This window comes from Halobacillus sp. B23F22_1, assembly GCF_043497005.1.
In the GTDB taxonomy this organism is placed as follows: Bacteria; Bacillota; Bacilli; order Bacillales; family Halobacillaceae; genus Halobacillus_A.
Genome location: NZ_JBIEKE010000003.1, coordinates 139,333 through 163,282, shown reverse-complemented (window position 1 = coordinate 163,282; position 23,950 = coordinate 139,333). Strand labels below are relative to the sequence as shown.

At 38.5% G+C, this 23,950-nt stretch carries 25 protein-coding genes; 19 read left to right on the top strand and 6 right to left on the bottom strand.

Going from position 1 to position 23,950, the window contains the following annotated elements; genetic code table 11:
* Nucleotides 1-153 precede the first annotated feature (153 nt).
* On the bottom strand, nucleotides 154-2,067 hold the full coding sequence (locus ACGTNH_RS15910; RefSeq protein ID WP_394587918.1) for a heavy metal translocating P-type ATPase: 1,914 nt from the start codon (nucleotides 2,065-2,067) through the stop codon (nucleotides 154-156).
* Nucleotides 2,068-2,318: 251 nt separating this feature from the next.
* Here ACGTNH_RS15910 and ACGTNH_RS15905 point away from each other — a divergent pair, with 251 nt between their 5' ends.
* Nucleotides 2,319-3,194, top strand: a complete 876-nt coding sequence (locus ACGTNH_RS15905; protein WP_394587917.1) for a transporter substrate-binding domain-containing protein — start codon at nucleotides 2,319-2,321, stop codon at nucleotides 3,192-3,194.
* 12 nt (nucleotides 3,195-3,206) lie between these two features.
* Nucleotides 3,207-3,899 carry an amino acid ABC transporter permease gene (locus tag ACGTNH_RS15900; RefSeq protein WP_394587916.1) on the top strand — a complete coding sequence of 231 codons (693 nt, stop codon included), beginning with the start codon at nucleotides 3,207-3,209 and terminating at the stop codon, nucleotides 3,897-3,899.
* Between the two features lie 41 nt (nucleotides 3,900-3,940).
* On the opposite strand, the gene ACGTNH_RS15895 is transcribed toward ACGTNH_RS15900, so the two are convergent.
* Together ACGTNH_RS15895 and ACGTNH_RS15890 are read right to left on the bottom strand one after the other, a co-directional pair.
* Complete coding sequence (locus tag ACGTNH_RS15895; protein ID WP_394587915.1) at nucleotides 3,941-4,843, bottom strand: TIGR03943 family putative permease subunit; 903 nt, start codon at nucleotides 4,841-4,843, stop codon at nucleotides 3,941-3,943.
* 11 nt (nucleotides 4,844-4,854) lie between these two features.
* Complete coding sequence (locus tag ACGTNH_RS15890) at nucleotides 4,855-5,847, bottom strand: permease (RefSeq protein WP_394587914.1); 993 nt, start codon at nucleotides 5,845-5,847, stop codon at nucleotides 4,855-4,857.
* Nucleotides 5,848-6,033: 186 nt separating this feature from the next.
* Here ACGTNH_RS15890 and ACGTNH_RS15885 point away from each other — a divergent pair, with 186 nt between their 5' ends.
* The 4 genes from ACGTNH_RS15885 (at nucleotide 6,034) to ACGTNH_RS15870 (ending at nucleotide 9,215) form a co-directional block, all read left to right on the top strand.
* A complete protein-coding gene (locus ACGTNH_RS15885) occupies nucleotides 6,034-6,813 on the top strand; it encodes a metal ABC transporter ATP-binding protein (RefSeq protein WP_394587913.1) in 780 nt (259 codons plus the stop codon).
* The gene (locus ACGTNH_RS15880) at nucleotides 6,810-7,667 is read left to right on the top strand and encodes a metal ABC transporter permease (RefSeq protein ID WP_394587912.1); all 858 of its coding nucleotides are present in this window, start codon (nucleotides 6,810-6,812) and stop codon (nucleotides 7,665-7,667) included. The genes ACGTNH_RS15885 and ACGTNH_RS15880 overlap by 4 nt, the downstream gene beginning before the upstream one ends.
* On the top strand, nucleotides 7,664-8,074 hold the full coding sequence (locus ACGTNH_RS15875; protein ID WP_394587911.1) for a Fur family transcriptional regulator: 411 nt from the start codon (nucleotides 7,664-7,666) through the stop codon (nucleotides 8,072-8,074). The genes ACGTNH_RS15880 and ACGTNH_RS15875 overlap by 4 nt, the downstream gene beginning before the upstream one ends.
* 130 nt (nucleotides 8,075-8,204) lie before the next feature.
* Entirely contained in the window at nucleotides 8,205-9,215 is a 1,011-nt protein-coding gene (locus ACGTNH_RS15870; RefSeq protein ID WP_394587910.1) for a metal ABC transporter solute-binding protein, Zn/Mn family, read from the top strand.
* Nucleotides 9,216-9,776: 561 nt separating this feature from the next.
* On the opposite strand, the gene ACGTNH_RS15865 is transcribed toward ACGTNH_RS15870, so the two are convergent.
* Entirely contained in the window at nucleotides 9,777-10,934 is a 1,158-nt protein-coding gene (locus tag ACGTNH_RS15865; RefSeq protein ID WP_394587909.1) for an MFS transporter, read from the bottom strand.
* Nucleotides 10,935-11,100: 166 nt separating this feature from the next.
* Between ACGTNH_RS15865 and ACGTNH_RS15860 the strand changes: the two genes are divergently transcribed.
* From ACGTNH_RS15860 to ACGTNH_RS15850, 3 genes are all read left to right on the top strand, one after another.
* Nucleotides 11,101-11,493, top strand: a complete 393-nt coding sequence (locus ACGTNH_RS15860; RefSeq protein WP_394587908.1) for an OsmC family protein — start codon at nucleotides 11,101-11,103, stop codon at nucleotides 11,491-11,493.
* An 83-nt stretch (nucleotides 11,494-11,576) separates the two neighbouring features.
* The gene (locus ACGTNH_RS15855) at nucleotides 11,577-12,191 is read left to right on the top strand and encodes a YczE/YyaS/YitT family protein (protein ID WP_394587907.1); all 615 of its coding nucleotides are present in this window, start codon (nucleotides 11,577-11,579) and stop codon (nucleotides 12,189-12,191) included.
* A 55-nt stretch (nucleotides 12,192-12,246) separates the two neighbouring features.
* Entirely contained in the window at nucleotides 12,247-13,041 is a 795-nt protein-coding gene (locus ACGTNH_RS15850) for a YfkD family protein (RefSeq protein WP_394587906.1), read from the top strand.
* Here ACGTNH_RS15850 and ACGTNH_RS15845 read toward each other — a convergent pair.
* Complete coding sequence (locus ACGTNH_RS15845; RefSeq protein WP_394587905.1) at nucleotides 13,033-13,899, bottom strand: mechanosensitive ion channel family protein; 867 nt, start codon at nucleotides 13,897-13,899, stop codon at nucleotides 13,033-13,035. The two genes, ACGTNH_RS15850 and ACGTNH_RS15845, sit on opposite strands and share 9 nt — an antisense overlap.
* Before the next feature lie 153 nt (nucleotides 13,900-14,052).
* On the opposite strand from ACGTNH_RS15845, the gene ACGTNH_RS15840 reads away from it, so the two are divergent.
* The 10 genes from ACGTNH_RS15840 to ACGTNH_RS15795 all read left to right on the top strand — a co-directional run bounded on the left by ACGTNH_RS15840 (nucleotide 14,053) and on the right by ACGTNH_RS15795 (nucleotide 23,588).
* Complete coding sequence (locus tag ACGTNH_RS15840) at nucleotides 14,053-14,199, top strand: SE1561 family protein (protein WP_394587904.1); 147 nt, start codon at nucleotides 14,053-14,055, stop codon at nucleotides 14,197-14,199.
* Nucleotides 14,200-14,314: 115 nt separating this feature from the next.
* Nucleotides 14,315-15,631, top strand: a complete 1,317-nt coding sequence (locus tag ACGTNH_RS15835) for a Na+/H+ antiporter family protein (protein ID WP_394587903.1) — start codon at nucleotides 14,315-14,317, stop codon at nucleotides 15,629-15,631.
* A 91-nt stretch (nucleotides 15,632-15,722) separates the two neighbouring features.
* Entirely contained in the window at nucleotides 15,723-16,496 is a 774-nt protein-coding gene (pdaA, locus tag ACGTNH_RS15830; protein WP_394587902.1) for a delta-lactam-biosynthetic de-N-acetylase, read from the top strand.
* A 69-nt stretch (nucleotides 16,497-16,565) separates the two neighbouring features.
* A complete protein-coding gene (locus ACGTNH_RS15825; RefSeq protein WP_394587901.1) occupies nucleotides 16,566-17,435 on the top strand; it encodes a DNA-3-methyladenine glycosylase family protein in 870 nt (289 codons plus the stop codon).
* A 149-nt stretch (nucleotides 17,436-17,584) separates the two neighbouring features.
* Nucleotides 17,585-19,447, top strand: coding sequence for an ATP-binding protein (locus ACGTNH_RS15820; protein ID WP_394588503.1), 1,863 nt, complete (start codon nucleotides 17,585-17,587; stop codon nucleotides 19,445-19,447).
* 260 nt (nucleotides 19,448-19,707) lie between these two features.
* Nucleotides 19,708-20,556, top strand: coding sequence for a YitT family protein (locus ACGTNH_RS15815; protein WP_394587900.1), 849 nt, complete (start codon nucleotides 19,708-19,710; stop codon nucleotides 20,554-20,556).
* 121 nt (nucleotides 20,557-20,677) lie between these two features.
* The gene (gene mbcS / locus ACGTNH_RS15810) at nucleotides 20,678-22,252 is read left to right on the top strand and encodes an acyl-CoA synthetase MbcS (protein ID WP_394587899.1); all 1,575 of its coding nucleotides are present in this window, start codon (nucleotides 20,678-20,680) and stop codon (nucleotides 22,250-22,252) included.
* Nucleotides 22,253-22,263: 11 nt separating this feature from the next.
* Nucleotides 22,264-22,704, top strand: a complete 441-nt coding sequence (locus tag ACGTNH_RS15805) for a GNAT family N-acetyltransferase (RefSeq protein ID WP_394587898.1) — start codon at nucleotides 22,264-22,266, stop codon at nucleotides 22,702-22,704.
* A gap of 108 nt (nucleotides 22,705-22,812) precedes the next feature.
* Nucleotides 22,813-23,238 carry a hypothetical protein gene (locus ACGTNH_RS15800; protein WP_394587897.1) on the top strand — a complete coding sequence of 142 codons (426 nt, stop codon included), beginning with the start codon at nucleotides 22,813-22,815 and terminating at the stop codon, nucleotides 23,236-23,238.
* A gap of 92 nt (nucleotides 23,239-23,330) precedes the next feature.
* On the top strand, nucleotides 23,331-23,588 hold the full coding sequence (locus ACGTNH_RS15795; RefSeq protein WP_394587896.1) for a hypothetical protein: 258 nt from the start codon (nucleotides 23,331-23,333) through the stop codon (nucleotides 23,586-23,588).
* Here the strand turns inward: ACGTNH_RS15795 and ACGTNH_RS15790 are convergent.
* Nucleotides 23,585-23,857 (bottom strand): hypothetical protein, encoded by a 273-nt coding sequence (locus ACGTNH_RS15790; protein ID WP_394587895.1) that lies wholly within the window; start codon nucleotides 23,855-23,857, stop codon nucleotides 23,585-23,587. The genes ACGTNH_RS15795 and ACGTNH_RS15790 overlap by 4 nt on opposite strands.
* Nucleotides 23,858-23,950 lie beyond the last annotated feature (93 nt).

Genomic DNA, 23,950 nt, shown 5'->3' with positions numbered 1-23,950 from the left:
CTTGGCATCGACAACTCTTCGCTCCGACAAGCGATTCGTGAGGTTCTTTAAGGTTAGGTAGGACTTCTTCAGTGACCTCAAGTGGCCGTCGCTCCTGGCGGCAGAAAACGGAGTTTCTTCACAAGCTTGGAAGATAGCCTAATATCTTCTTTTTTATCGAAGCAGGCGCAAGCTATTTAATATTACAAGTATTGTACTTCCCTCATGGCCAATGACTCCTAAAGGAAGGTCAAGAGCCTGAAGAAAGTTGCTAACAATAAGAATCATAATGATACTTATGGAAAAAATAATATTTTGCTTAACAATTTTATTCATTTGATGAGAAATAGTAATGGAATCTGTAAGCTTAGATAAATTGTTTTTCATGAGTACAAGATCAGCCGTTTCTAAAGCTACATCTGTGCCTTCACCCATCGCTATACCTACATTGGCTGTGGCTAGAGCAGGGGCGTCATTAACACCATCTCCTACCATCGCAATCTGGGTATAAAGGACGCGAAGAGATTGCAGCTCGTTCACTTTATCCTGAGGCAGGCACTCCGCAACATAATGATCAATGCCTGCTTCTTCAGCTATAACTTTTGCTGTAGTAGGGTTATCTCCTGTGAGCATTAAAGTATAGATTTTATTTTTCTGGAGTTGTGCAATTAATTTCTTGGCTTCGGGACGCACGGTATCTTTTAAAGCAAATAATCCAACCGTTTCTTTTGAATTGGCTACAAAAACAATAGTCTTACCTTCACTGGCTAATTTCTCGGCATAGGCGGCAACCGAATTGTCCGGCTTCGCCATTTCTGCATTTCCTACCAACCAACTCTCTCCGTCAATTTCCGCTTTGATCCCTTTCCCTGGTATATCTATTGTATGTTGAATGGAAAGCTGTTTGGGCTCATACTGATTGGTATAGGTGACTAGGGCTTTGGCCAGGGGGTGATTGGACTGTTCCTCTATGGATAGGGTGACAGAAAGGATGCGTTGAGTTTTCAAGTTTTCCCTGAACCATACATCAGTCACTTCAGGCTCACCTTTAGTCAATGTACCTGTTTTATCGAAAGCAACGGCTTGAATGTGAGCAAGATTTTCTAAATGCATACCGCCTTTAAAAAGGACTCCGTTACGGGCACTATTTGAAATGGCAGATAAAGTAGCGGGCATGATCGAAGCTACTAAGGCACAGGGGGATGCCACAACTAACAAAATCATGGCACGATAGACCGTTTCAATCCATGACCAGTCAAATACGTAATGAGGTAAGAAAAGCATAAATGCAACTGCAATAAGCACGACTTTAACATATGTGCTTTCAAATCGTTCAATGAAAAGCTGTGTGTGTGATTTTTCGCTCTGTGCTTTTTTTACCATCTGAATAATCTTTTGAAAGAGAGTATCTTCTGTTAACTTTGTAATCTCCACACTGATGCTCCCATTTAAATTTACCGTTCCAGCAAAAACTTCTTTCCCATATTCTTTAGTTACAGGAAATGATTCTCCTGTAATGGCACTTTCATCAATGGTAGTACTCCCTTTAGTAATGGTTCCATCTGAAGGAATGCGTTCTCCAGCTTTAATCAAAATTTGATCCCCGATTCGCAACGTATGAGTCTCCACGTTTATAACGCCTTGAGGGGTTAATTTCCAAGCTGTGTTGGGTTGGAGGTCCATGAGCGAGGCGATTTCCTTATCGCTTTTGTTCATTGTATAAGTTTCAAGTGCACCACTTAAGGCAAAGATGAAGATCAGGATAGCGCCTTCAGTCCAATATCCAATCGATGCACTTCCAATGGCGGCGAGAATCATTAATAATTCTACATTTAATTGCTTTTCTTTAATAGTTTCGGTTATGCCTTCCCTAGCTTTAGCATATCCGCCGATAATAAAAGCTGCGAGGTGTAGTGAAATATAGACGGCAGAAGGTAAAGAGTTAGAAAAAATGGCAGCGACGAGCAGAAGAAGGCCGCTGGATAAAGCAGCTATTAATTCAATATGTTTAAAGAATTTATGGGAGAACAAGAAGTTCTTTTGGGAAACGAACTGACTTTTTTTAAGAGAAAAACTGGTGATCGACATATTTTCACCTCCTGAAAAATCAGAAATAGTGGTCTGCCTAGTGCGATTGGTAAAATTAGGAAGAGGATAGATTATAATAATTATAATTTAGTATATGTTATTATGTTATCATAGTTCGAGATGAAGTCAATTTAAATTTCCTAAAATGCTCAATTACGTAAATGGCCGAAAAATTTAAGCATCAAGGTTGATATTGATATGGACCTGTTGCTATATTGAGTAAGTATGAATTTAAAGAAGGGGGAAGAAATATGCGCAAATGGCTCTTATCTATACTTATACTCACATTAGCTGTTGTATTGATGGCTTGTGGTTCAGATGATAACGAAGAATCTTCAAATGAAGAAGAGGCCGCATCAGGCGACTCTAAGTGGGAAGAAATTCAAGAAAAAGGAGAACTTGTAGTGGGGACTTCGGGTACATTATATCCGGCTTCTTTTTACCCCGAGGACTCTGATGAACTTACAGGGTATGATGTTGAAATAATGAAAGAAATTGCTGACCGGCTTGATTTGGAGATCTCTTTTGAAGAATACGGCGTAGATGGTTTGCTGTCAGCTATTGAAAGCGGCAGAGTCGATGTTGTTGCTAACGATATAGAAGTAACAAATAATCGTGACGAAAGCTTTGATTTTAGTGAGCCTTATAAACATTCTTATGCAACTATGATTGTACGTGAAGATGATTTATCAGGCATTGAGACATTGGAAGATATAGAAGGGAAGGTACACGGTGGCGGAGCAACGACTGTATTTGCTCAAATTGCAGAACATTATGGTGCAGAGATCGAGTCGTATGGTAATGTAACTAATGACGTGTATCTGCGTGATGTAGAGAATGGACGGACAGATTTAATTATTAATGACTATTACTTGCAATCGTTGGCTTTGAAAGCACTTCCTGAGCTTGAGGTAACTCAGCATCCAGATCTTCAATTTCATCCTAGTGACTCTGCCATTGTAATGGGAGAAGGCGAAGAAGAATTGAAAGAAAAAATGGACGAGACGTTAAATGAAATGCGTGAAGATGGTACTTTAACTGAACTATCGGAAGAGTTCTTTGGCGGAAAAGATGCCTCGCAGAAACCTGAAGAAGATGTAGAAGAGATTGAAGGACTTGATTTGTAAGGGTGTTATTTCATGTTTTCCATGGATATTAACGAAATAAACTTAGAAAAGTTATTTGTTCCCGAACGTGCCTGGGAAAATATTCCTTTTGTATTAGAAGGAGTTCCTTATACGGTTTTAGTAGCGATTCTTAGTATGGCTTTAGGACTTATAATAGGGTTCTTTCTCGCTTTAGCCCGTCGGTCGAATACTCGTCTGTTACGCTGGCCGGCGAGACTATATATATCGTTTATGAGGGGGACTCCTATTCTTGTTTATTTATTCGTCTTGTACTTCGGCCTGCCGGTTCTTGGTATTACATTTTCCGGTCCTACAGCTGCAGTCATCGGATTTGGAACAAATAGTGCAGCGTATATCGCTGAAATTAATCGCGCGTCATTAGCCAGTGTGGCTCGTGGTCAATGGGAGGCAGCCCGGGCTTTAGGTTTTACCTATTGGCAGACGATGCGCAGGATTATTGTTCCTCAAGCGATAAGAATTGCCATCCCTCCGTTAGCAAATGTTTTTCTTGATCTATTAAAAGCAACTTCTTTGGCAGCCATGATTGCAGTGCCTGAAATCTTAAATAAAGCACAAATTGTAGCGGGGCGGACGAATGATTCAATGACGTTATATATCTTAGCAGCTTTGATTTACTGGCCGCTGACTATGATATTTTCTACAATTCAAGACTATTTAGAACGAAGGTACAATAGATATTTGTAAATGCTAACAAACCAGCTTCCTTGATTAGAAGCTGGTTTGTTTTATCCCGCAAATTCGAATTCTTCATATACATAAGGTTCCTTAGGTACATCGATGGTCTTAATATCGGTGGGCTCAATCATAGGAAGCTCCCAGTTATTATGCTCTACTTTTTTTATAGTGCCCGTTATTTCTACCCACGTATCATTTTTATATTGGTTAAAATCTTCGCCGTCTCCTTGAATAAGAAGTCCGTAAATTCCTCCATCAGCCACACAGCAGCTGATTCCAAAACGGCCGACAACCATACGGTCATCAGGGAAACCATCTTCGCGAAACACAAAACCGTTCATTGTCACTTGTTTACCTATATATTCATCCACTTGCTCCTCCAATAATGATATGGTGCCAATGTAGTCCTCTTCTGTTAAAGTGAAGCTCTCAGATTCAGATAACTTTTTTTGTAATTCTGGATACCGCTCTGTTGTTGTTAGAATGGCAGGATCCTCTAATGTATCTTGCTCATGAACTGTGGAAGATTCACTATCGACCGTTTCATTTTGAGACCCATTTGGTTTATCGTAATCATCACTCGGTGAAGCTGAATTAAGCTGATATTTAAACCCTTTATTAGAAGCTTGGGAGCTCCCTAAAACGTGATCTGAGAAAATCATCCCCGTAAAAATGGGGATGATAAATAAGGAATAGACAAGCAATGAACGTCCTTTCGAATGTGAGTAATCATGGTCATGTCCACAGTCGCAGGCAAAGTCATCCTCGGAATCACTCTTAAAAAATTGAATCATTCCGAGAATAGCAATAACACCTAATGCAAAATACATATAAGGCATCATTCGAGGGGCAATAAACTTTTGAATATCTCCAGAGATAAGGAGTTTTATAATAAAAAGCCCAAATCCAAGTAAAATGACGCTGCGCAAAAAATAATGAGTGTTTCTATTCAAAATAACCCCTCCTACAAATAAAGTAAATCAAATAATAATGTGATAATATAAGCGGTAATTGTTACGATTACAACAAATATAATGACAAACTTTTTTCTAAAATAAGCAGCCATTAAAATCGTATTTTTTAAATCAGTCATTGGACCATAAACGAGAAAAGCTAAAAGCGAGCTGCTTGAGAATAAACCGTTAAAAGAAGAGGCGACAAAAGCATCAGCTTCTGAGCATAGGGAAAGGAAATAAGCCAGACCCATCATAACAGCTGGACCTGTAAAGAATCCGCTGCCGACCCCGATCAATAGATCACGGTCCATAAAAGTTTGAATGATACTAGCAAGCAAAGCACCGATAATTAGAAACTTCCCCATGTCAAAAAATTCATCGCTCGCATGATAAAAAGTTTCTGCTATTTTGTTTCGGTGCTGGTGATGGTCATGTTCAAGAGCTCCTTTATCTTCTTTGAGCTGCCAGCTGTTACCGAATCTCGAATAAATAACAGCGCCGATAATGACGGCAACTACGAATGCCAATCCCATTCTTGCCCAGGCAACCGTTAAATCGGTTTGAAACGCATAAAACGTAGACAAAAATACGATAGGGTTTAACACAGGTGCAGACACAAGAATGACAATTCCAACGTGGAGGGGCATCCCTTTCTGGATCAGCCTTCGTACAATAGGAACAATAGCACATTCACAAACTGGAAAAATAGCCCCGATGGTGACTGCAGGAAAAAGGGCTAGTATTGGATTGGAAGGGATAAAACGCTCGAGTGTTTCTTCTTTTAAGAAAGACTGAATCAACGCAGAGGCAAATACCCCCAATAATACAAAGGGAATAGCTTCCAGCACTATACTGAGAAAAATCGTATTAACGTCTAGTAAAGCAGGCATAAATGAAGTAATCAGCGTACTTGGAATTAAATCTCCGTAAATGAAAAGTAGAAAAAACAGGAAAAGAAGTATGTATCCCCATTTTTGATTTGCAGGTTTTTCTTGATACAACGCTTGTCCTCCTTTAATATATAGATGACATGATTTTAATCGTAATTATTACTGTTTATGTGACGGGTACTATTTTTGCGTGATTTAATAGATTTGTCAATAGAATAATGACACGATGTTTTACTTCACTATATGTACGTATTATAATTTAATTCGTAATCATTATTATTTTGAGAGGGATTTTATATGAAAACAGATAAAATCATAGAATTGGAGCAAGTCTCTTTTAAATATGAAAAAGAATGGGTGGTCGAGAAAGTCGACTTAAGTATTGAACAAGGGCAGTTTTTAGGCCTGGTAGGACCAAACGGTTCAGGGAAATCTACGTTACTTAAGCTTATGCTTGGGATTAATAAACCTGACCGAGGAACGGTTAAGTTGTTTGGTCAGCCGATTAAAAATTTTAATCAATGGCAGGAAATTGGCTTTGTTTCTCAAAAGGCCAACAGCTTTAATTCAGGATTCCCGGCTACTGTATTAGAAGTAGTAAAAACGGGTCTAGTATCAAGAATTGGAACCTTTAAATTTTTTAATCGTAAGCATAAGGAAAAAGCGATAGAAGCGTTGAAAACAGTGGAAATGGAAGAGTATGCTAATAGCAACATTGGTGAGTTGTCCGGCGGTCAGCAGCAGCGCGTATTCATTGCGAGAGCATTAGTGAGTGACCCATCCCTGCTTATATTAGATGAGCCGACTGTTGGAGTAGATGCTAAACACGTGACGGCATTCTACGATTTATTAAGAAAGTTAAATAAAGAAAAAGAAATTTCCCTGCTCATGGTTACCCATGATATCGGGACGATTACTGAACATGCAACTCACGTCGTCTGTATGAATAAAACGGTTCATTTTCACGGAGCTTCTGAAGAGTATAAAGAATTCGATAATGACGATTTAAATCGTTTATATGGTCATTCCGTTCATCAGCTGACGCACAATCACGAGCATGAGGTGAGCCAGCGATGATCGATAGTTTTTTTCAGTACCAGTTTCTGCAAAATGCTGCGGTTACAGGGATCTTAATTGGAATTGTAGCACCATTATTAGGCGTGTTTATTGTCGTGAGGCGACTTTCCTTGATTGCTGATGCCCTGTCTCACATCACTTTGACAGGAATTGCCGCAAGCTTATTAATAGAAAAAAGAGTAACGGGCATTAACGAATTGAACCCCGTTTATATGGGGATGGTCTTTTCGGTTGGGGGCGCAATCCTAATTGAAAAGCTGCGTAAGCTTTATAAACATTATGAAGAGTTAGCTATCCCAATCATTTTGTCTGGTGGTATAGGGGTAGGTGTTATTCTTATTTCACTGGCTGATGGGTTTAATACAGATTTATTCAGCTATCTATTTGGAAGTGTAACAGCGGTGAGCAGCTCTAGCATGTGGACCGTCTTTTTCATAACCATTGCAGTTATTACAGTAGTCATACTTTTTTATAAGGAACTGTTTGTTTTATCTTTTGATGAAGAACATGCATCGATCGCGGGAGTAAATGGACGCTGGATTCATTTGTTATTTATTGTTATGGTAGCACTAGTTATCGCATCTTCTATGCAGGTGGTCGGCATTCTTCTTGTATCAGCGCTTATGACATTGCCTGTAGCCGCAGCTTTACGAATTTCAGCCAGTTTTAAACAAACCATTGGATTGTCAATCGCATTTGGTGAGTTTTCAGTGATTTTTGGATTAATATCTTCCTACCACTTAAGTGTTCCGCCGGGAGGAACGATTGTTGTGATTGCCATCATGGTATTAATTATGGCCATTCTCTATAAGAAGGTAAGAAACCATCTTTATGTAAAGGGTGACACAGTATGAACCTTGAAACTGCCATTCAAAAACTAAAAGAAAAAGGATATAAAAAGACACGTCAAAGGGAACGCATCCTTGAGATTTTTGTTAATCAAGACCAATATATTGCTGCAAAGACTATATTGAAAGAGATTCAAGAAGATTTTCCAGGCGTGAGTTACGATACCATTTATCGTAATTTGTATTTACTCACAGATGAAGAGATATTAGAGTCTACGGAGCTTAGCGGGGAAAAGCACTTCCGATTAGGCTGTGATACAAATGGGCACCATCACCACTTTATTTGCACGGATTGCGGAAAGACGAAGCCGATTGATTTTTGTCCAATGGAAAGCATTAATGAGAATTTACAAGGTTACGATATAGAAAATCATAAATTTGAAATTTATGGGAAGTGTCCAGTTTGTCATTAAAATTGGAAAAAAGGTCTAGAGTCGCCAATTAGGCCTTTTTTCTTTGTTTCTTTTAAAAAGTAATGATTACTGTTTACATACAGCGATCATTACTATATACTTTTTTATCGAAGAGCAAGGAGGAGAAGCAATGAAGAAAACCATTGGCTTACTATTTATTATCTTTATACTTATCTTAAGCGCATGCGGAGAACAGACAGAAGATGAAGAAGCAAGCAATGAAGGAGAACAGCTTAAAATAAATACGACCGTTTATCCTCTTCAATATTTTACTGAACGTATTGTTGGAGATGATGCTGAAGTAGAAACAATTTTACCACCAGGGTCAGATGCTCATTCCTATGAACCATCTACGAAAGAAATGGTGGAAATGGCAGAAGCGGATGCCTTTATTTATAATGGAGCAGGTTTAGAAAAGTATGCAGAAAAAATCTCTGAATCGATCGAATCAGAGGATGTAGAAATTATTGAAGCTTCAAGCGGCATTAATCTTTCATCTGAATCTCATGATCATGAAAATGGAGAACATGAGCACGAAGAGGGAGAGCATGCTGATGAAGACGAGCATGAACTTGCCGATGAAGAAACAGCTGAAGAAGACGGTCATAACCATGGAGGAGAAGACCCGCACGTTTGGCTTGATCCAGTACGCTCCATTCAAATGGCTGAAAATATAAAAGAAAAGTTAATTGAAATTCAACCAGATTCAGAAGAACAATTTGAAGAAAACTTTAACGCGCTAAAAGCTGATCTAGAATCTTTAGATGAAGACTTTCATGAGCAAGTAGAAGGGCAAGAGAAAAACGAGATTATTGTGTCACATGCTGCCTATGGTTATTGGGAAGAAGCTTATGGTATTGAACAAATTGCAGTCTCTGGCTTAAGCCCATCAAATGAACCTTCACAAAAGGAACTGGAAAATGTTATTGAAGTAGCAGAAGAACATGAATTAAATCATGTTTTATTTGAGCAGAACATTACACCTAAGGTCTCTGAAGTCGTTCAAAAAGAAATTGGAGCTGATCCGCTCCGTGTTCATAATCTTTCTGTATTGACTGAAGAAGATATTGAAAACGAAGAAGATTATTTTAGTTTAATGAAACAAAACTTAGAGGTATTAAATGAAGCCTTAACAGAATAAAAGAAACCTGCACAGTCAGCTTGTGGAGAACCCCTGGTTTTCCACAAGCTTTTTATACCGCATGAAGCGAAGCCTTATTGAGGTTAGTGAAAAAGTCTCACGAATGGCTTTTCGATGGATGCTTGCCGCGGGCACGGCCTCGGCTTGGTCAAGAAGATCACTTGACCCAGTGGATCTTCGGCTAGCGCTGTTCCCGCGACGCACCGGACGTGCTAGTATCGATGTTGGCCCCAGGACGTGGCCAGTTTTAATCGACCCGGCGTCACCCCCGAACGCACCTCGTGGCACCAACCTAACAGAGATCCATCTAAAACCCATCTATATGTTGTTTGGATAAATCACAGCTCATGTGAAACGAATCGTTAAACTTATGATGGGATAGAAGGTACAAATCGCTTAATAGTTAGAAGAAAAGCGTGCTGTGTGAAAATTAAATTCCACACAGCACGCCTTTTTAATTCCTCTTTTATCGACCTTTTGTTTTTCAGTGACCTCATCTCGCAAAAAAAGTCTGTTATATGGCATGTTTACCCTCGACAGCCTGTCTGCTCAGCTTTTCTTTTAATTATGGTGCGGAGTACGTTTTACGATTGTCACTATAAGGACAATGATTAAAAGGATTACAATAGTATAAAAAAGAGATACCCCAGGAAAAAGATCGATAAATATCCCTGTTAAAAATGGCCCTCCAATGCTGCCGATACTAAAGGACATGCCGCACAAAATATTGCCCGCGGGTAAAAGTTCCTTAGGTAAAAGGTCGGTCATAAAAGAAATCCCTAAGGAAAATAACGATCCTACAAATAAACCGCCAATGGCAAAAGTCGCAAACAGTCCTATGGTAGATTCCTCAAATAATGCAGCCAGCGTAAAAGCGATGATGCCGCCCAGCACCACGCTTATAATAATTTTCTTCCTGCCAAAATGATCGCTCAGTGCACCAAGCGGTATTTGAGATAACAAACTTGCAGCGGCGAATGCAGGAATGATAAAAGAGAGCATAGTAACATCGTGACCGATCCTCATTCCATATACAGGGAATATCCCGTGCAGCGTAGCTTCTAAAAATCCATACGTTAAAGGAGGTAAGAAAGCGACCCAGCCCATTTGAATAGCAGATCCAAATCGTTTAAATGAACTAGCGCCGTGAACTGCAGTATACTCGCCGGGAGGCATTTCATTCCTTACCCACCACATTGTTCCCCAAACTATAAAACTTAGTAGTGCGGATAGAACAAAGGGTAAATACATACTAATAGATAGAAGGTTGGTCATGAGTGGGCCTAAAGTAAAGCCAATGCTGAAAAACAAACCGTAATAGGCGATACTTTTTCCTCTTGATTTCTCTTCAGCTGTTGCCGTGATCCACGTTTGCGTTCCAAAGTGTAATATTTGATCTCCTATTCCTACCATCATTCGGAGAGCAAACCAGAACCATAGCGATTGCCATATTGGGAAAAAGGCTAGGGAGACAAAAACCAGAGCCCCGCCAAACATAATGACAGGCTTATATCCAAATCTTTGCAAAGGCTTCTCCATAAATGGAGAAGAAATTAAAATACCTATATATAATGCTGTCGCATGAATACCGTTAACCGAGGAGGAAACTCCATTTTGTTCAAGAATAACGGCGAGTAAAGGAAGCAGCATTCCTTGTGAAAAACCAGAAATCGTAACAAGACCGATCAGTATCCAAAATCGTGTCTTTTTTGATACCATATGTAATACCTCCCCCGGGCCATTGTATAAATGACATCTTTTTAATCCTAAACGATTTGACGAGCTTCAAGCAATAGATTCAGCTGGGAATAGGTTAAATAGTAGGAGAAAACGGTTACTATATACATAAGGGGAAGATTTATAAGACTAAAGGAGGGGTTAGGGAATGGATTTTTATATTAAAGAAGATGGAGTACGTACATCCTTTGATTATGGTCAATTGGAAATTTCAGGAGACGAAACATTTGGTTTTCGTCCATTTCAGCTTATGGTGGCTTCTGTGGCAGGATGCAGCATTGGTGTCTACCGGAAAATTCTTGATAAGCAGCGAATTAATTTTGAAGACATAAAAGTAACTGCAGATGTAAGCCGAAATGCAGACGAAGCCAATCGTATTGAACGTATTCATCTTCATTTTGTAGTGAAAGGGTACCGTCTCAATCAAGATAAGCTTCTGAAAAATTTAGAAGTTTCCAGCAAAAACTGCTCCATGGTACAGTCTGTAAAAGGCAGCATAGAGATTGAAGAAACACTTGAGTGTATCGAATTGAGCAAGTAAAATAAAAGGAGCCTATCCAGTCTTTTGGGTGGTGCTCTTTTTTTTGTTTGAAGTGAAACCATTTACATAAACAGGGGGCTGACATGAGAGCTTTTGTAATTAAAGGATTTATCTACTTATTAGGGTTAATAACCATTTCTTTAGGTATTTCATTGACTATCAATGCAGAGTTAGGGGCAGGAGCATGGGATGCTATGAACGTGGGATTAGCGGAGACTTTCGGCTTAACCGTAGGAAATTGGGTAATTATAATTGGCGGCATTTTAATTGTAACTAATGCATTAATTGCAGCAGAACGGCCGGATTTATTAGCGGTCATTACCATTATTATTGTTGGAAAAATGATTGATTTCTGGCTAATAACTGCCTTTACGAATATGGAGGTTATTGGATGGTTTTATCAAGTTATTACATTAGTTGCCGGAATTTTTATAATTGCGGCGGGAGTAGCTTTGTATCTTCAGCCAAAATTTTCCCTCAATCCCATTGATAATTTCATGGTGGCTTTACAAAAAAGATTTGGCTTAAGTCTGACGATATCGAAGACCATAACTGAAGCGTTTGCCTTGATTTTAGCTTTATTCTTAGGTGGTCCTATCGGAGTAGGTACGATCATTATTCTTGTTTTCATCGGCCCTTTTATCCAATTCCTGGATCCTAAAGCAGAAAAAGTTATGAACCGTTTACTCGCTTCATAAGAATAGGGTTTGACCATTTTTCACAAGATAAAGAAAAAGAAAGGTGGTCAACACCATGAGACTAAATTGCATAGGACTTATTGTACTTATTAGTATTTTCTCATTTGTTCAGCCATTAAGTGGATTTGCAGAACAAAAAGAAAATAAAGCACAATCAGAAATTCCTAGTCATGTTCTCAATATATCTAAAGATAACACGTATCCAAATTCTACTGAGGATCAAGAGGTTTTGGAGGCAGAAAAACTTACGGATGAATTAATTAATAACTCGGACGTACGAATATCAAATCCAGAGCTGATTGAGATGTTGAATGAAACAACTATTCGCCCTTCACCTTTTGCAATAGGCTATCGAGGCGAGATATTTTTGGGAAGATGGCCGTTGTCTTACGAGTCGAAAGAGAGAAATACGAATTGGGAGTATCAAGAAATAAATGTGAATGAATTAAATAATCAAGGGGGACAAAAGAACGAAGAGATAAGTTACGAGCAAAAAGAAGAAAAACACATAAAGGGCGGCCTTACTACGAAAGCCACCCACAGTGAGCAAATGATGAAACTTATTCTCCTTGAAGCGCAAAATAACACGAAAGTTCCTTTGTCCTTTCAAAGTGTAATTGGCAGAGGAACAAAGCAAAACAATAAATATGCAGTTCCCGTAAATAAAGTAGGAAAGCTGCACGCTTATGCCCCTGCACTCAATGAAAAAGGAGAAGTAGCCTTCGGAGATGTGTATATCCAATTAAAAGGTTCTAAAATGAGCATAGATGTTAAAAATGTGACTAGACAAGGAATCGGAGCATGGATTCCAATACAAGATCATGTAAGCTTTTCTTTTGAATTACAATAAATCTTTATCTTGATTGGCATTTAATTGTACGCGCTGCTCTGCCATAGCAATTTGGTGATCATACATTGCTTCGGCTATGATGTAGCGCGTTTCTTTTGATGCGGTCCAATATACGAGGTCTTGAACTAATCCTGTGACTGTATATTGATATCCGCGGTGTTCATGATTTAATGAGGACATCCCGTACATTTGAAAGGGTTCGACGACATCTCCTTTAAGATCTTTTAATAAATATTCATGTAGTTCTTCGTTTAGTCTTACACACGCTTCTTCTAAAACGGATACCACTTTTCTTGGATCTTCATTAAAGGTGGTCGTAACATGTTCGATAACCCGCATATGTTCGAAATTGTAATTTTCAATTGTATTGATCTGCCCATTACTAATTGTTAATAATTTTCCGCTCCATTCCCTTATTTTTAAAAAACGCAGACCAATATCTTCTACTGTTCCGTGAAATTTATCATTCAGCGTAATAAAGTCACCTTTATGGAGCTGCTTCTCATAGAGAAGGAACAGCCCGGAGAAAAAATCTTTAATAAGACTTTGGGCACCAAAACCAATGATAAGGCCAAGCACACCAGCACCAGCTAAAATACGTCCGATCTCAATCCATTCGGAAAGCAAGATAAAAATGAAACTGAGTACAGCGGCATAATTAATTAAAGAATACATCATCGCTTCTAGAGTATTGACTTTTCTAGCTTCGATGAAGGAAGCTTTGGAAAAGAACGTTCGAAGCAGTTTTCTCAGCAAGAATACCATTATAAAGATAGTAACTGCAGTTGCCAGAATCCTTAAAACGGGTGAACTGGTAAGTAAATTTGCATATTTGTTATCGAAATCGAAAAAGTCCAACACCGAAACCTCCTATCTAACTTGTGTCGTATTATAGCAGTTCTTGTTGAAAAGGTGTAGGTTGTAAACAAAAAGGAATAGACATGGGCAGCCCTATATACTATGATAGGCAAGGTGGAAACAAACGATACCTTATAAAGGAGTGTCTTGTACGTGTCACAGCAGGAAAAAATTAGTGATTTAAAAGTTAAACTATCCGCGTTTATGGAACGCTTAGATGAAATAGAGCCAGAAGATACGTCTGTTGAGGATGTAGACGAACTGATCAAAATGCTTGAAGAACTAGAACGTAAACTATAGATAGAAAATAAAGGAAAGCTCTCATTGGAAAATGAGGGTTGATTTTTTGGGTTGAATACTTTATCATGGTAAATCGCTAATGTGATAAAAAGAGTTTTGAGAGGAGATTATTGTTATGGCACTTGCTGTCATTGTATCAGTATTCGTATTGACGATATTAAGTTTATTGAGAGTCAATGTTATTATTGCCATTTTAGCTGCTGGACTTACAGCAGGAGTGATGAATGGTCAAACTATTATGGATTCCCTTGACTTATTAGTAAGTGGGATGGGAGCGCAGGCTAGTGTGGCTTTAAGTTATATTTTGCTTGGAGCGTTTGCTGTAGCCATTACACATTCAGGAATTACAAGTATTCTTGTAGGTTATTTATTACGTGTACTTAAGGATATGAGAACATTTACAGTTCTTGTTATTGCGTCTATCGCATGTCTTTCCCAAAACGCCATTCCTGTCCATATTGCTTTTATTCCTATATTAATTCCACCATTATTACAATTATTTGATCGTATGAAACTAGATCGTCGTGCCGTTGCTTCTGCATTAACATTTGGTTTGAAAGCTCCTTACGTGATGCTTCCAATTGGCTTTGGTCTCATTTTTCACCAGACGATTCAGGAATCAATGGAGACACATGGGGTAACTCTATCCATTCGGGAAATTACTCAATCCTTACTTCTGCCGGGGGCAGGTATGATTGCAGGGTTGCTTTTCGCAGTTTTTATAACGTATCGTAAGCCGCGTGAATTGAAGGAAAGTGAAGCGGGACATGATATTCAATTTGGAGAGTCACTAGAAAAGTTAAAGAATGCAAAGTTTAATAATAAGCATGGCTTCACCTTGGTTGCTATTGTAGTTACTCTCTTTATACAAGCTTATTATGAAAATTTAGTATTAGCGGCTTTAGCCGGCCTTGTTCTTATGTTTATTTTCAAAATCGTACCTTTTCGTTCAGGAGATCGCGTCGTAACGGACGGGATTGCTATGATGGGAACCATTGCTTTTGTTATGCTTATAGCCGGTGGATACGCCAATGTTCTGACAGAAACGGAATCAGTTACAGCTTTAGTGGACGCAAGTTCTGAGTACATTGGAACAAGCCAGGCGTTTATTTCTTTTGTGTTACTTTTAGTAGGCTTAGTTGTAACGATCGGAATCGGGTCTTCTTTTGCCACTGTGCCGATCCTTGCCGCATTATTTGTACCCATTTGTATAGGAGCAGGTTTTTCACCGATGGCGACAGCTGCGTTAATTGGTACAGCTGGAGCGTTAGGTGATGCTGGCTCACCTGCATCTGATAGTACATTAGGTCCGACTTCTGGTTTGAATGCTGATGGAAGACACCACCACATCTGGGATACATGTGTCCCGACGTTCCTGCACTTTAATATTCCATTATTTATTTTTGGCTGGATCGCTTCATTAATGCTATAACTTTTTCTGACGTACGGATAGATTCCGTGCGTCTTTTTTCATAGTATGTTCTTTTCAACGCATACTAAGAAAAAAAGCAGGTGATCAGCGCATGACTAAATATATTTTTATGGTCGTTTTATTTTTTCTTTGCTCACCCATTTTTGCCAGTGCAGAGGGATGGGGGTTTGAAAAAGATAAAAATGGAAATACACCTGATGTTGGACGTTACGGCCCAATGATCGATGAACATGATGGTTTCTTCGTGGATCAATCAGGTGAAAAAGTAGTTTATTTTACTTTTGATAATGGATACGAACAAGGGTACACAGATGAAGTATTAAATGTTTTAAAAGAACAACAAGTTCCAGCCACATTTTTTGTCACCGGTCACTACATTAACAGTGCACCTGATTTAGTGAAACGAATGGTGAAAGAAGGCCATATTATAGGTAACCACTCATGGTCCCATCCTGATTTCACGAAAATTTCTAAAAGTAAAATGAAGCAGGAATTGGATCAAGTTCAAACAGCTGTAGAGGATCTAACTGATCAAAAAGCGATGACCTTTCTTCGGCCGCCAAGAGGTACCTTTAATACGAATACCTTAGAATGGGCTAGAGAATTAGGATATATTCATGCTTTTTGGTCAATTGCATTTGTCGATTGGGAAACCAATCACCAGAAAGGGTGGGAATACGCGTTTAATAATGTCATGGAACAGATTCATCCTGGCGCCGTCATTCTGCTACACACCGTTTCTGAAGATAATGCCGAAGCATTGGACAATCTCATTAATGAATTGAGAATGCGTGGATATCAATTTGGAAGTCTTAACGATCTTTTAGTAAAAAAATTACTTCCTTTTCCAATCGTAAGTTTATAAGTTTGATACAATAAAGACCTGACAATGTAAAATAGTCAGGTCTTTTTATATAGACTAGAGGTGTATTTGATGTGGAAAGAAGAAAAAGAATTAGTGACAACCTATAATTTTGATTATACGCTGAAGCGGTGGTCTTTTGATCCCCTTACGAAGTTAGATCTAGAAGAACGATGGGTAGCTATCCCGGTCAAACTTCATAATAAAGACCATGTTGTTCGTGTAAAAGGAATCGGTACGACTTCGGCTCCGAAGTTTGAAATAAGCAGTAATAGTGAATTAGTAAAAGAAGAGTTATTGGAGCATATTAAATGGCTGTTTCAATGGGGAAGAGATCTGAACAAAGTTCATGAGCATTTTCAGGGGACTAACTTAGAGATGCTGTTTAACGAATACCCAGCGACGCCTATCGTGAAAGACTTCCATCTCTATGACTGCTTAATTAAAGTCATTATCCATCAGCAGCTTAATATGAAATTTGCCTACACTTTAAGTACGAGGTTTGTTGAGAACTTTGGGTATGAAAAAAATGGGGTATGGTTTTATCCATCTCCAGAGACGGTTGCTCAATTGGAATACAGTCAACTGAGGGAACTTCAATTTAGTCAAAGAAAAGCAGAATACGTCATTGACACTTCTCGATTAATTGCTGCGGGAGAACTCGACTTAGAGGAATTAGCTGAACAGCCTGACGAGCTGGTTGTAAAAGAAATGACAAAAATCCGTGGAATCGGCCCTTGGACGGCAGAAAATTGGCTGATGTTTGGTGTCGGGCGGGAAAATTTATTTCCTAAAGCAGACATTGGAATACAGAATGCATTGAAGAAATATTTTGGCATCGACCATAAGCCTGATTTTCAAGAAATGATGGATTTCAGTGAAAACTGGGACCCGTTTAAGAGCTACGCATCCTTAACTCTATGGAGAAGTATTGAAGGATAGGTTTTATAACTCATTAAGCGATTTCAATTTTTCTACATTTTTTTCGCGAAAGAATATACAATTTCATATTCAAAAACTCCAATATATACGTTATAATGAAACCCATATTGGAAAATATTGAATAGTAAAGAAATGAGGTCATAATTTTGGTGATAAAAGAAAGGTATTTCGATCATCTTTATAGTGGAGAATTGCTTGCCGTTCTGGAGGTTAGTAGTACTCCAGCATGTCTTCTAGATGTTCATCACCAGACCGTTACACTTAATCGTACATTATCCACGGAACTTATGATTAGTGAAACCAAGCTTCACCTGTCAAACTGGCTCTCTCTGTTTCAAATCCATAACCGTGGTGAAATCTATCGTGTGATTCATCATTCTTCAGAATGGAATGAGACGGAGTTAGGTGTATCTATTCAAATTGCAGACCAACTTAAGGCATTTTCATGTAAAATGCTCCACCTTTCCAACGGGAATATTGCTGTAATTTTTTCCCCACCCACAAATAAAACTAATAAATCTTCTCAAAAATCCATTCAAGATCCCAAAAGAAATCCTTTACCTTCATGTACAGTATTAAATTTAAAAGAAGCTTTCTCGACTCAAGTAAGTACCACGAGAACTTCGCAAGTGAAAGACCGTTTGGTTCAAGCTGCTGATTATTTTCCATATGGATTAGCGATGTTAAATAGTAATTGGGAAGTTATTTATGCTAACCCTAAAATGGAACGAATGGTAGACATGAATTTATCCGATTACTACCGGAAAAAATTATGGGATTTATTTCCTGTGAATGACTACAACAGTTTTTTTCAACATTACTTACGAGCTATGGAGACTCAGGAACCTGTAGAGTTTCAAGGTAACGTGCATAAAACAGGAATCGTGATCGATGTTACGGTCGTACCCAGCGAGCAAGGAATTACGATTATTGCAAAAGATGTAAGTCGCTATAACCTTCAGCTTGAATCCATGAAAAAAACAGAAGAGCGTTTCAATTTACTTTCCAGCAATATTAAAGAAGCTTGTTGGATCTGTTCCCCTGATTTAGGTGAACTTCATTATCTTAGTGACGCTTTTACTCATATTTACGGGGTAGACAAACAGGTAATTCTTAATGATCCACCACAGCTGTTTAACTTAATAGACGAAGAGTACCTGGATATCGTCAAAGAAGCTGGTGTTATTATGACTCAAAAAGAGCATCAGGTAGAATATACGATTACAACTCCGGCCGGTGAGAAAAAGTGGATTCGAATGAGAGGTTTCCCGGCAGAGGATCAAGGACGAAAGTACGTTGTTGGAATAGATGAAGAAATAACCCAAATAAAAGAAATGACTCTATTAGAAGAAAAGTCTCGGCAGCTTTCGACGATTACTCAAATGGCGGCAGGAGTAGCTCATGAAATTAAAAATCCTCTAACGGCTATTAAAGGATTTCTACAGATTGGGGCGGCGAATCCTGATTTACGAGATAGTTACCACGATATTATTTTGGATGAAGTTAATCGAATTGAGTCGATCGTCCAAGACTTTATGATGCTATCCAAGCCGAAATCTTCCGTTCAACTGGAGTATGTTAACTTAGAAGCCATTATTTCTTATGTCAGTCGATTACTAGACCCTGATTCAAGCAGCAAAGAAGTCATGATCTATTATTCTTGTGATTCAAATTTGAAAGGGTTTTACAGTGAGCCTAAAAGATTAAAGCAAATTTTGATTAATTTGGTTGCGAACGCTATGGAATCGTTAGGTAGAGATGGAGAGGTCCAAATTGAAACGGTCGTTCAAGACGATGAGCTTATAATATCAGTTATTGATAATGGCCATGGCTTATCAGAACAAGAGCTTTCGAAGTTAGGGGAACCTTTTTATACCACGAAAGAGAAAGGTACAGGCTTAGGCATAATGGTAACTAAAAAGATGATAGACGATTTAGATGGTCAAATCAGATATCAAAGCAGTAAGGGAGAAGGAACATGTGTGACAGTACGATTACCTTATAAAACGTAAAGAACAGCTGAAATATCAGCTGTTCTTTTTTTGTGTAAAATGTCTTATTACCTGGGAAATTATAAGAGAAACTCGATATTTATGCACGTTTTCATCGCAATAATTTTCACAATAATTTATTATTAATCGCTTACATGAAAGTATTTATAAATATTTCTCCATAACGGTTTACAAGATCTACAAAGCCTTCTATAATCCCGTATGTACTATTCGTTGAAGCAATGTATAAACGTAATTTAGATATAAAAGGAGGCTTACTGATGACAAAAAAACTATTTTCTTTTCTACTCATGAACCTGGGAGCATTTGCGGTAGCCGTTAATGTTCATTTCTTCCTCTCTCCTAATGATTTAGCAACAGGAGGAGTAAGTGGTCTTTCTATCGTTCTTAATCAGCTGTTTCCTGAATTTACGTTGGGAACAATTATGATTTTACTCAATATTGTATTATTTATTGTGGGTTTTATCTTTTTAGGGTTTCAGTTTGGAGCAAAAACAATCTACGCCAGCTTTGCCTTATCGTTTATGGTTTGGGGATTAGAAACGTTCTTTCCTATGGAGCAAGCCTTGAGTGACGATTTACTCATTCAATTAATTATAGGGCAAATTATAGCAGCTTCTGGCATGGCTTTAGTTTTTCATCAGGGAGCCTCCACCGGTGGAACTGATATAATTGCAATGATTCTAAATAAATATTTTTCCGTAGAAGTAGGAAAAGGTGTCTTATTTTCCGATATTGCTATTGCGACTTCATCCATTTTTATCTTTGGACCAGCAGTGGGCATGTATGCGTTCTTTGGAGTAATATTAAATGGTTTAGTAATAGACTATGCACTTCAGCAATTTGATAATAATAAAGAAGTCGTTATTATAAGTCGAGAAAGTGAACAAGTGCGTGAATTTATCGTTAAAAATTTGGGCCGGGGTGCTACAATTCATTTTGCTAAAGGGGCTTTTAATCAAGAAGATAAAGAAGTCATTACGACGATCCTGAATCGCAGGGACTACTCTAAACTTAAAAAATATATGCTTGCAGTTGATGAAAAAGCCTTTATTACTGTTCACTCTATGAATGAGATTTTAGGTCAAAATTTCAAACGCTTAGCTTGATGATCACCCCATTAGAACTACTGTTTTAATGGGGTTTTTTAAGGTTTGGTTTTATTTTTAATAATTTTGAAAATTTGTTATAATGGATTAGGTCTTACGTAATTCGATAGGAGGAACGTACATGAAACGAGAAGAGTTAATAGCACCTCAGCAGTATAATGTTGTGGAGGAGATTGAGAAATACACGGCTGAACCCGCTAGAAAAGCACTACAATGGCTGAATAGTGATGGACAAAAGGATGATATTACATACGTCGAGTTAATGAAGAACGCCAACAAAATTGGCAGCACTTTTTTAAACCATGGGTTAGAAAAAGGTGATAAGGTCCTTGTAATGATCCCAAGACTTATTGCTGCTTATGAAGTATATATTGGTGCATTAAAAGCAGGTTTAGTTGTTATTCCAAGCTCTGAAATGCTCCGTCCGAAGGATTTATCTTATCGTATATCCCACGGGGAAGCAAAAGCAGTGGTATGTTATGAAGCGTTTACTGGGCAATTCGAGGGTGTAGATGAAATGAAAAATGTAACCGCTTTCTCTACAGGCGGTGATAAGGAAGGGTGGTTAAGCTTAGATTCGCTGATGGAAGACGAGTCAGAAGACTTTCAAATGGCAGAGACGAATCGGGATGATATGGCTTTCCTTTCTTATACTTCAGGTACAACCGGAAATCCAAAAGGCGTAGTCCATACGCATGGCTGGGGTTTTGCTCATTTAAAGACAGCTGCTGATAAATGGCTGGCTATTAAGGATGGAGATACCGTTTGGGCGACAGCAGGACCAGGGTGGCAGAAATGGGTATGGAGCCCATTCCTCTCTGTATTAGGCACTGGTGCTACCGGATTGATCTATCAAGGTAAATTCGATCCTAAAACCTATCTTAGTCTAATGGACGAGTATAAAGTTAATGTATTGTGTTGTACGCCGACAGAATATCGTCTTATGGCAAAAGTAGATCAGTTGGAGGAATACAGTTTAAGGGAACTGCATAGTGCTGTCTCGGCAGGAGAACCTTTAAATCGTGAAGTTATTTCTACATTTAAGAATTATTTCAACGTAACAGTTCGTGATGGGTACGGGCAAACGGAAAATACATTATTAGTTGGTATTATGAAAGATATGGAAGTACGGCCGGGATCGATGGGGAGACCTACACCTGGCAATACGGTAGAAATTATAAATGAATGGGGCGAGCCCGTTGAACCCGGAGAAGTTGGAGATATAGCGGTACACTTGGAAACACCCGCTTTATTTAGAGAGTACTACAAAGATCCGGAACGTACAAAAATGGCCCAACGAGGAAACTATTATATAACTGGTGACCAGGCGACGAAAGATGAAGAAGGGTATTTTTGGTTCGAGGGCCGCAGCGATGATATTATCATAAGTTCAGGTTATACGATTGGACCTTTCGAAGTTGAAGATGCATTAGTGAAGCATAACGCAGTACAAGAATGCGCTGTTGTAGCCAGTCCTGATGAAGTTAGAGGGAATGTAGTTAAAGCTTTTATCGTCCTTCAAGAAGGCTTCCAAGGAGATGAGGACCTGGTGAAAAATCTTCAGGACCACGTGAAACATTTAACGGCTCCTTATAAATATCCAAGAAAAGTGGAGTTTATTTCAAGCCTGCCTAAGACTACTTCAGGTAAAATTAGAAGAGTGGAACTAAGAAAACACGAACAAAGCTCAATTTAAGGGCCTCATTTATGATTAGAGAAGCGAAATTAAGAGATAGTGCACAGTTAGCTGACTTAATGGGGACACTTGGGTATCCTGCAGATTGTCAATCGATGAGAAAACGGCTGACTAACATTTTTGCTGATTCTCACTATCAAACATATGTATTTGAAGAAGATGGAGAGCTGATGGGAATGATCGGAATGATGCACAGTATGGCATATCACACCGGTGATACTCATGTGAGGGTAATAGCATTTGTTGTAGAAGGAGCCGCCCAAGGTAAAGGGATTGGACGCTTGTTAATGAATCAAACAGAGGAGTGGGCAAAGCAGAAAGAAGCTGCCCGCATTACTCTTAATAGCGGGAACCGTTTAGAAAGGAATAAAGCTCACTCTGTTTATGAGCATTTGGGTTTTGAAGGAAAAGCCACGGGTTATTACAAGAATATTGAATATCAAAACTCCTAAAACTTAGGAGTTTTTTTTATGCAAAAATCATAAAAAATGGGAATTTTAGTGAAACTATTCCTTATACTTTGTCGTATACATAAATAGAGAATACATAGAGGTGAAGTTATGAAGAAAAGTATTATTACTTTCCTATCGCTGGGTATGCTAATTGCATTTGGGGTCTATTATATAAGTGAGCATTACTTTTTCAATCCTGTTACTTTTGAAAAAGATCAAATTACTCCTCATAGCTGGACGGAATATAAACGTCCCTTAGAAATCAAAATATATTCTTTTGAGGAAGAGAGGGACAGTAAAACCATTGAGGAAGAAGAAGATATCCGTAAGTTTATCTCGGAGTTAAAAGAAAGTCCCTCGTCTGAAGCAGACGCACCCCCCACTGAGGTCATGGGGGGACTAACCCTAACGGCTAACGACCGTACGTTATTAGAGGTTTTATTTTACCCGGATCATTGGGAAGTATTAAAAAGGGATGGCCCGGCATTTGAAATTACCGAATCCTTAAAACAATTAGTTGATCGCTTTAAATAACCAGATGGTTTCTGCGCCATCTGGTTATTCACTTTTATTTAACGATTCTGATATACTTAACTTTATTGGAAATAGTAAAATGAGGTGAAAATATGAAGAATAGATTATTTACACATGTTTTTAATATAGCAGTGGGGCTCCTATTAATTATTGAAGGGGGAGTGTATATCTTTACAAATAATAATGAAGGGGACCTTCACTTGCAAAGTATTATAATGACCGTCCTTTTATTAATGGCTTGGGCCATGTCGTATCGCAAACAAGTGACGAGTGACAATCAAAATGCCTGGCTGATTTTCACGATCATTATAATGATTCCAATGATCCTTCCCTTTCTCTTTTTTATTTAAAACAGCCAGCGAATGAGACCCACTACACTTAATAGCAAACCGAAAGTCATATAAATATATCCCAAAATTTGATGCTTTCCTTCCTCGCTGCTTATCTCAACAGCACCTGTAAAGATAAGAAACATAATGACGAGGATATAAAGACTTAAGTACGTACTTTGCCAGTTGTCGTTACCTAGTAATAGCCAGACTCCAACTGGAACTGCTGAAAACAAAGGGATATATAATGGATTAATAAATGATAAAGACTCTCTTATTTTTTTGAACATATTTCATTCTCCCTTAAAATACTATCATCGTAACAAACCAAACAACATACCAAAGATGTCAAAGCGTAACTCGCTAGGGGTTACGCTTTATTC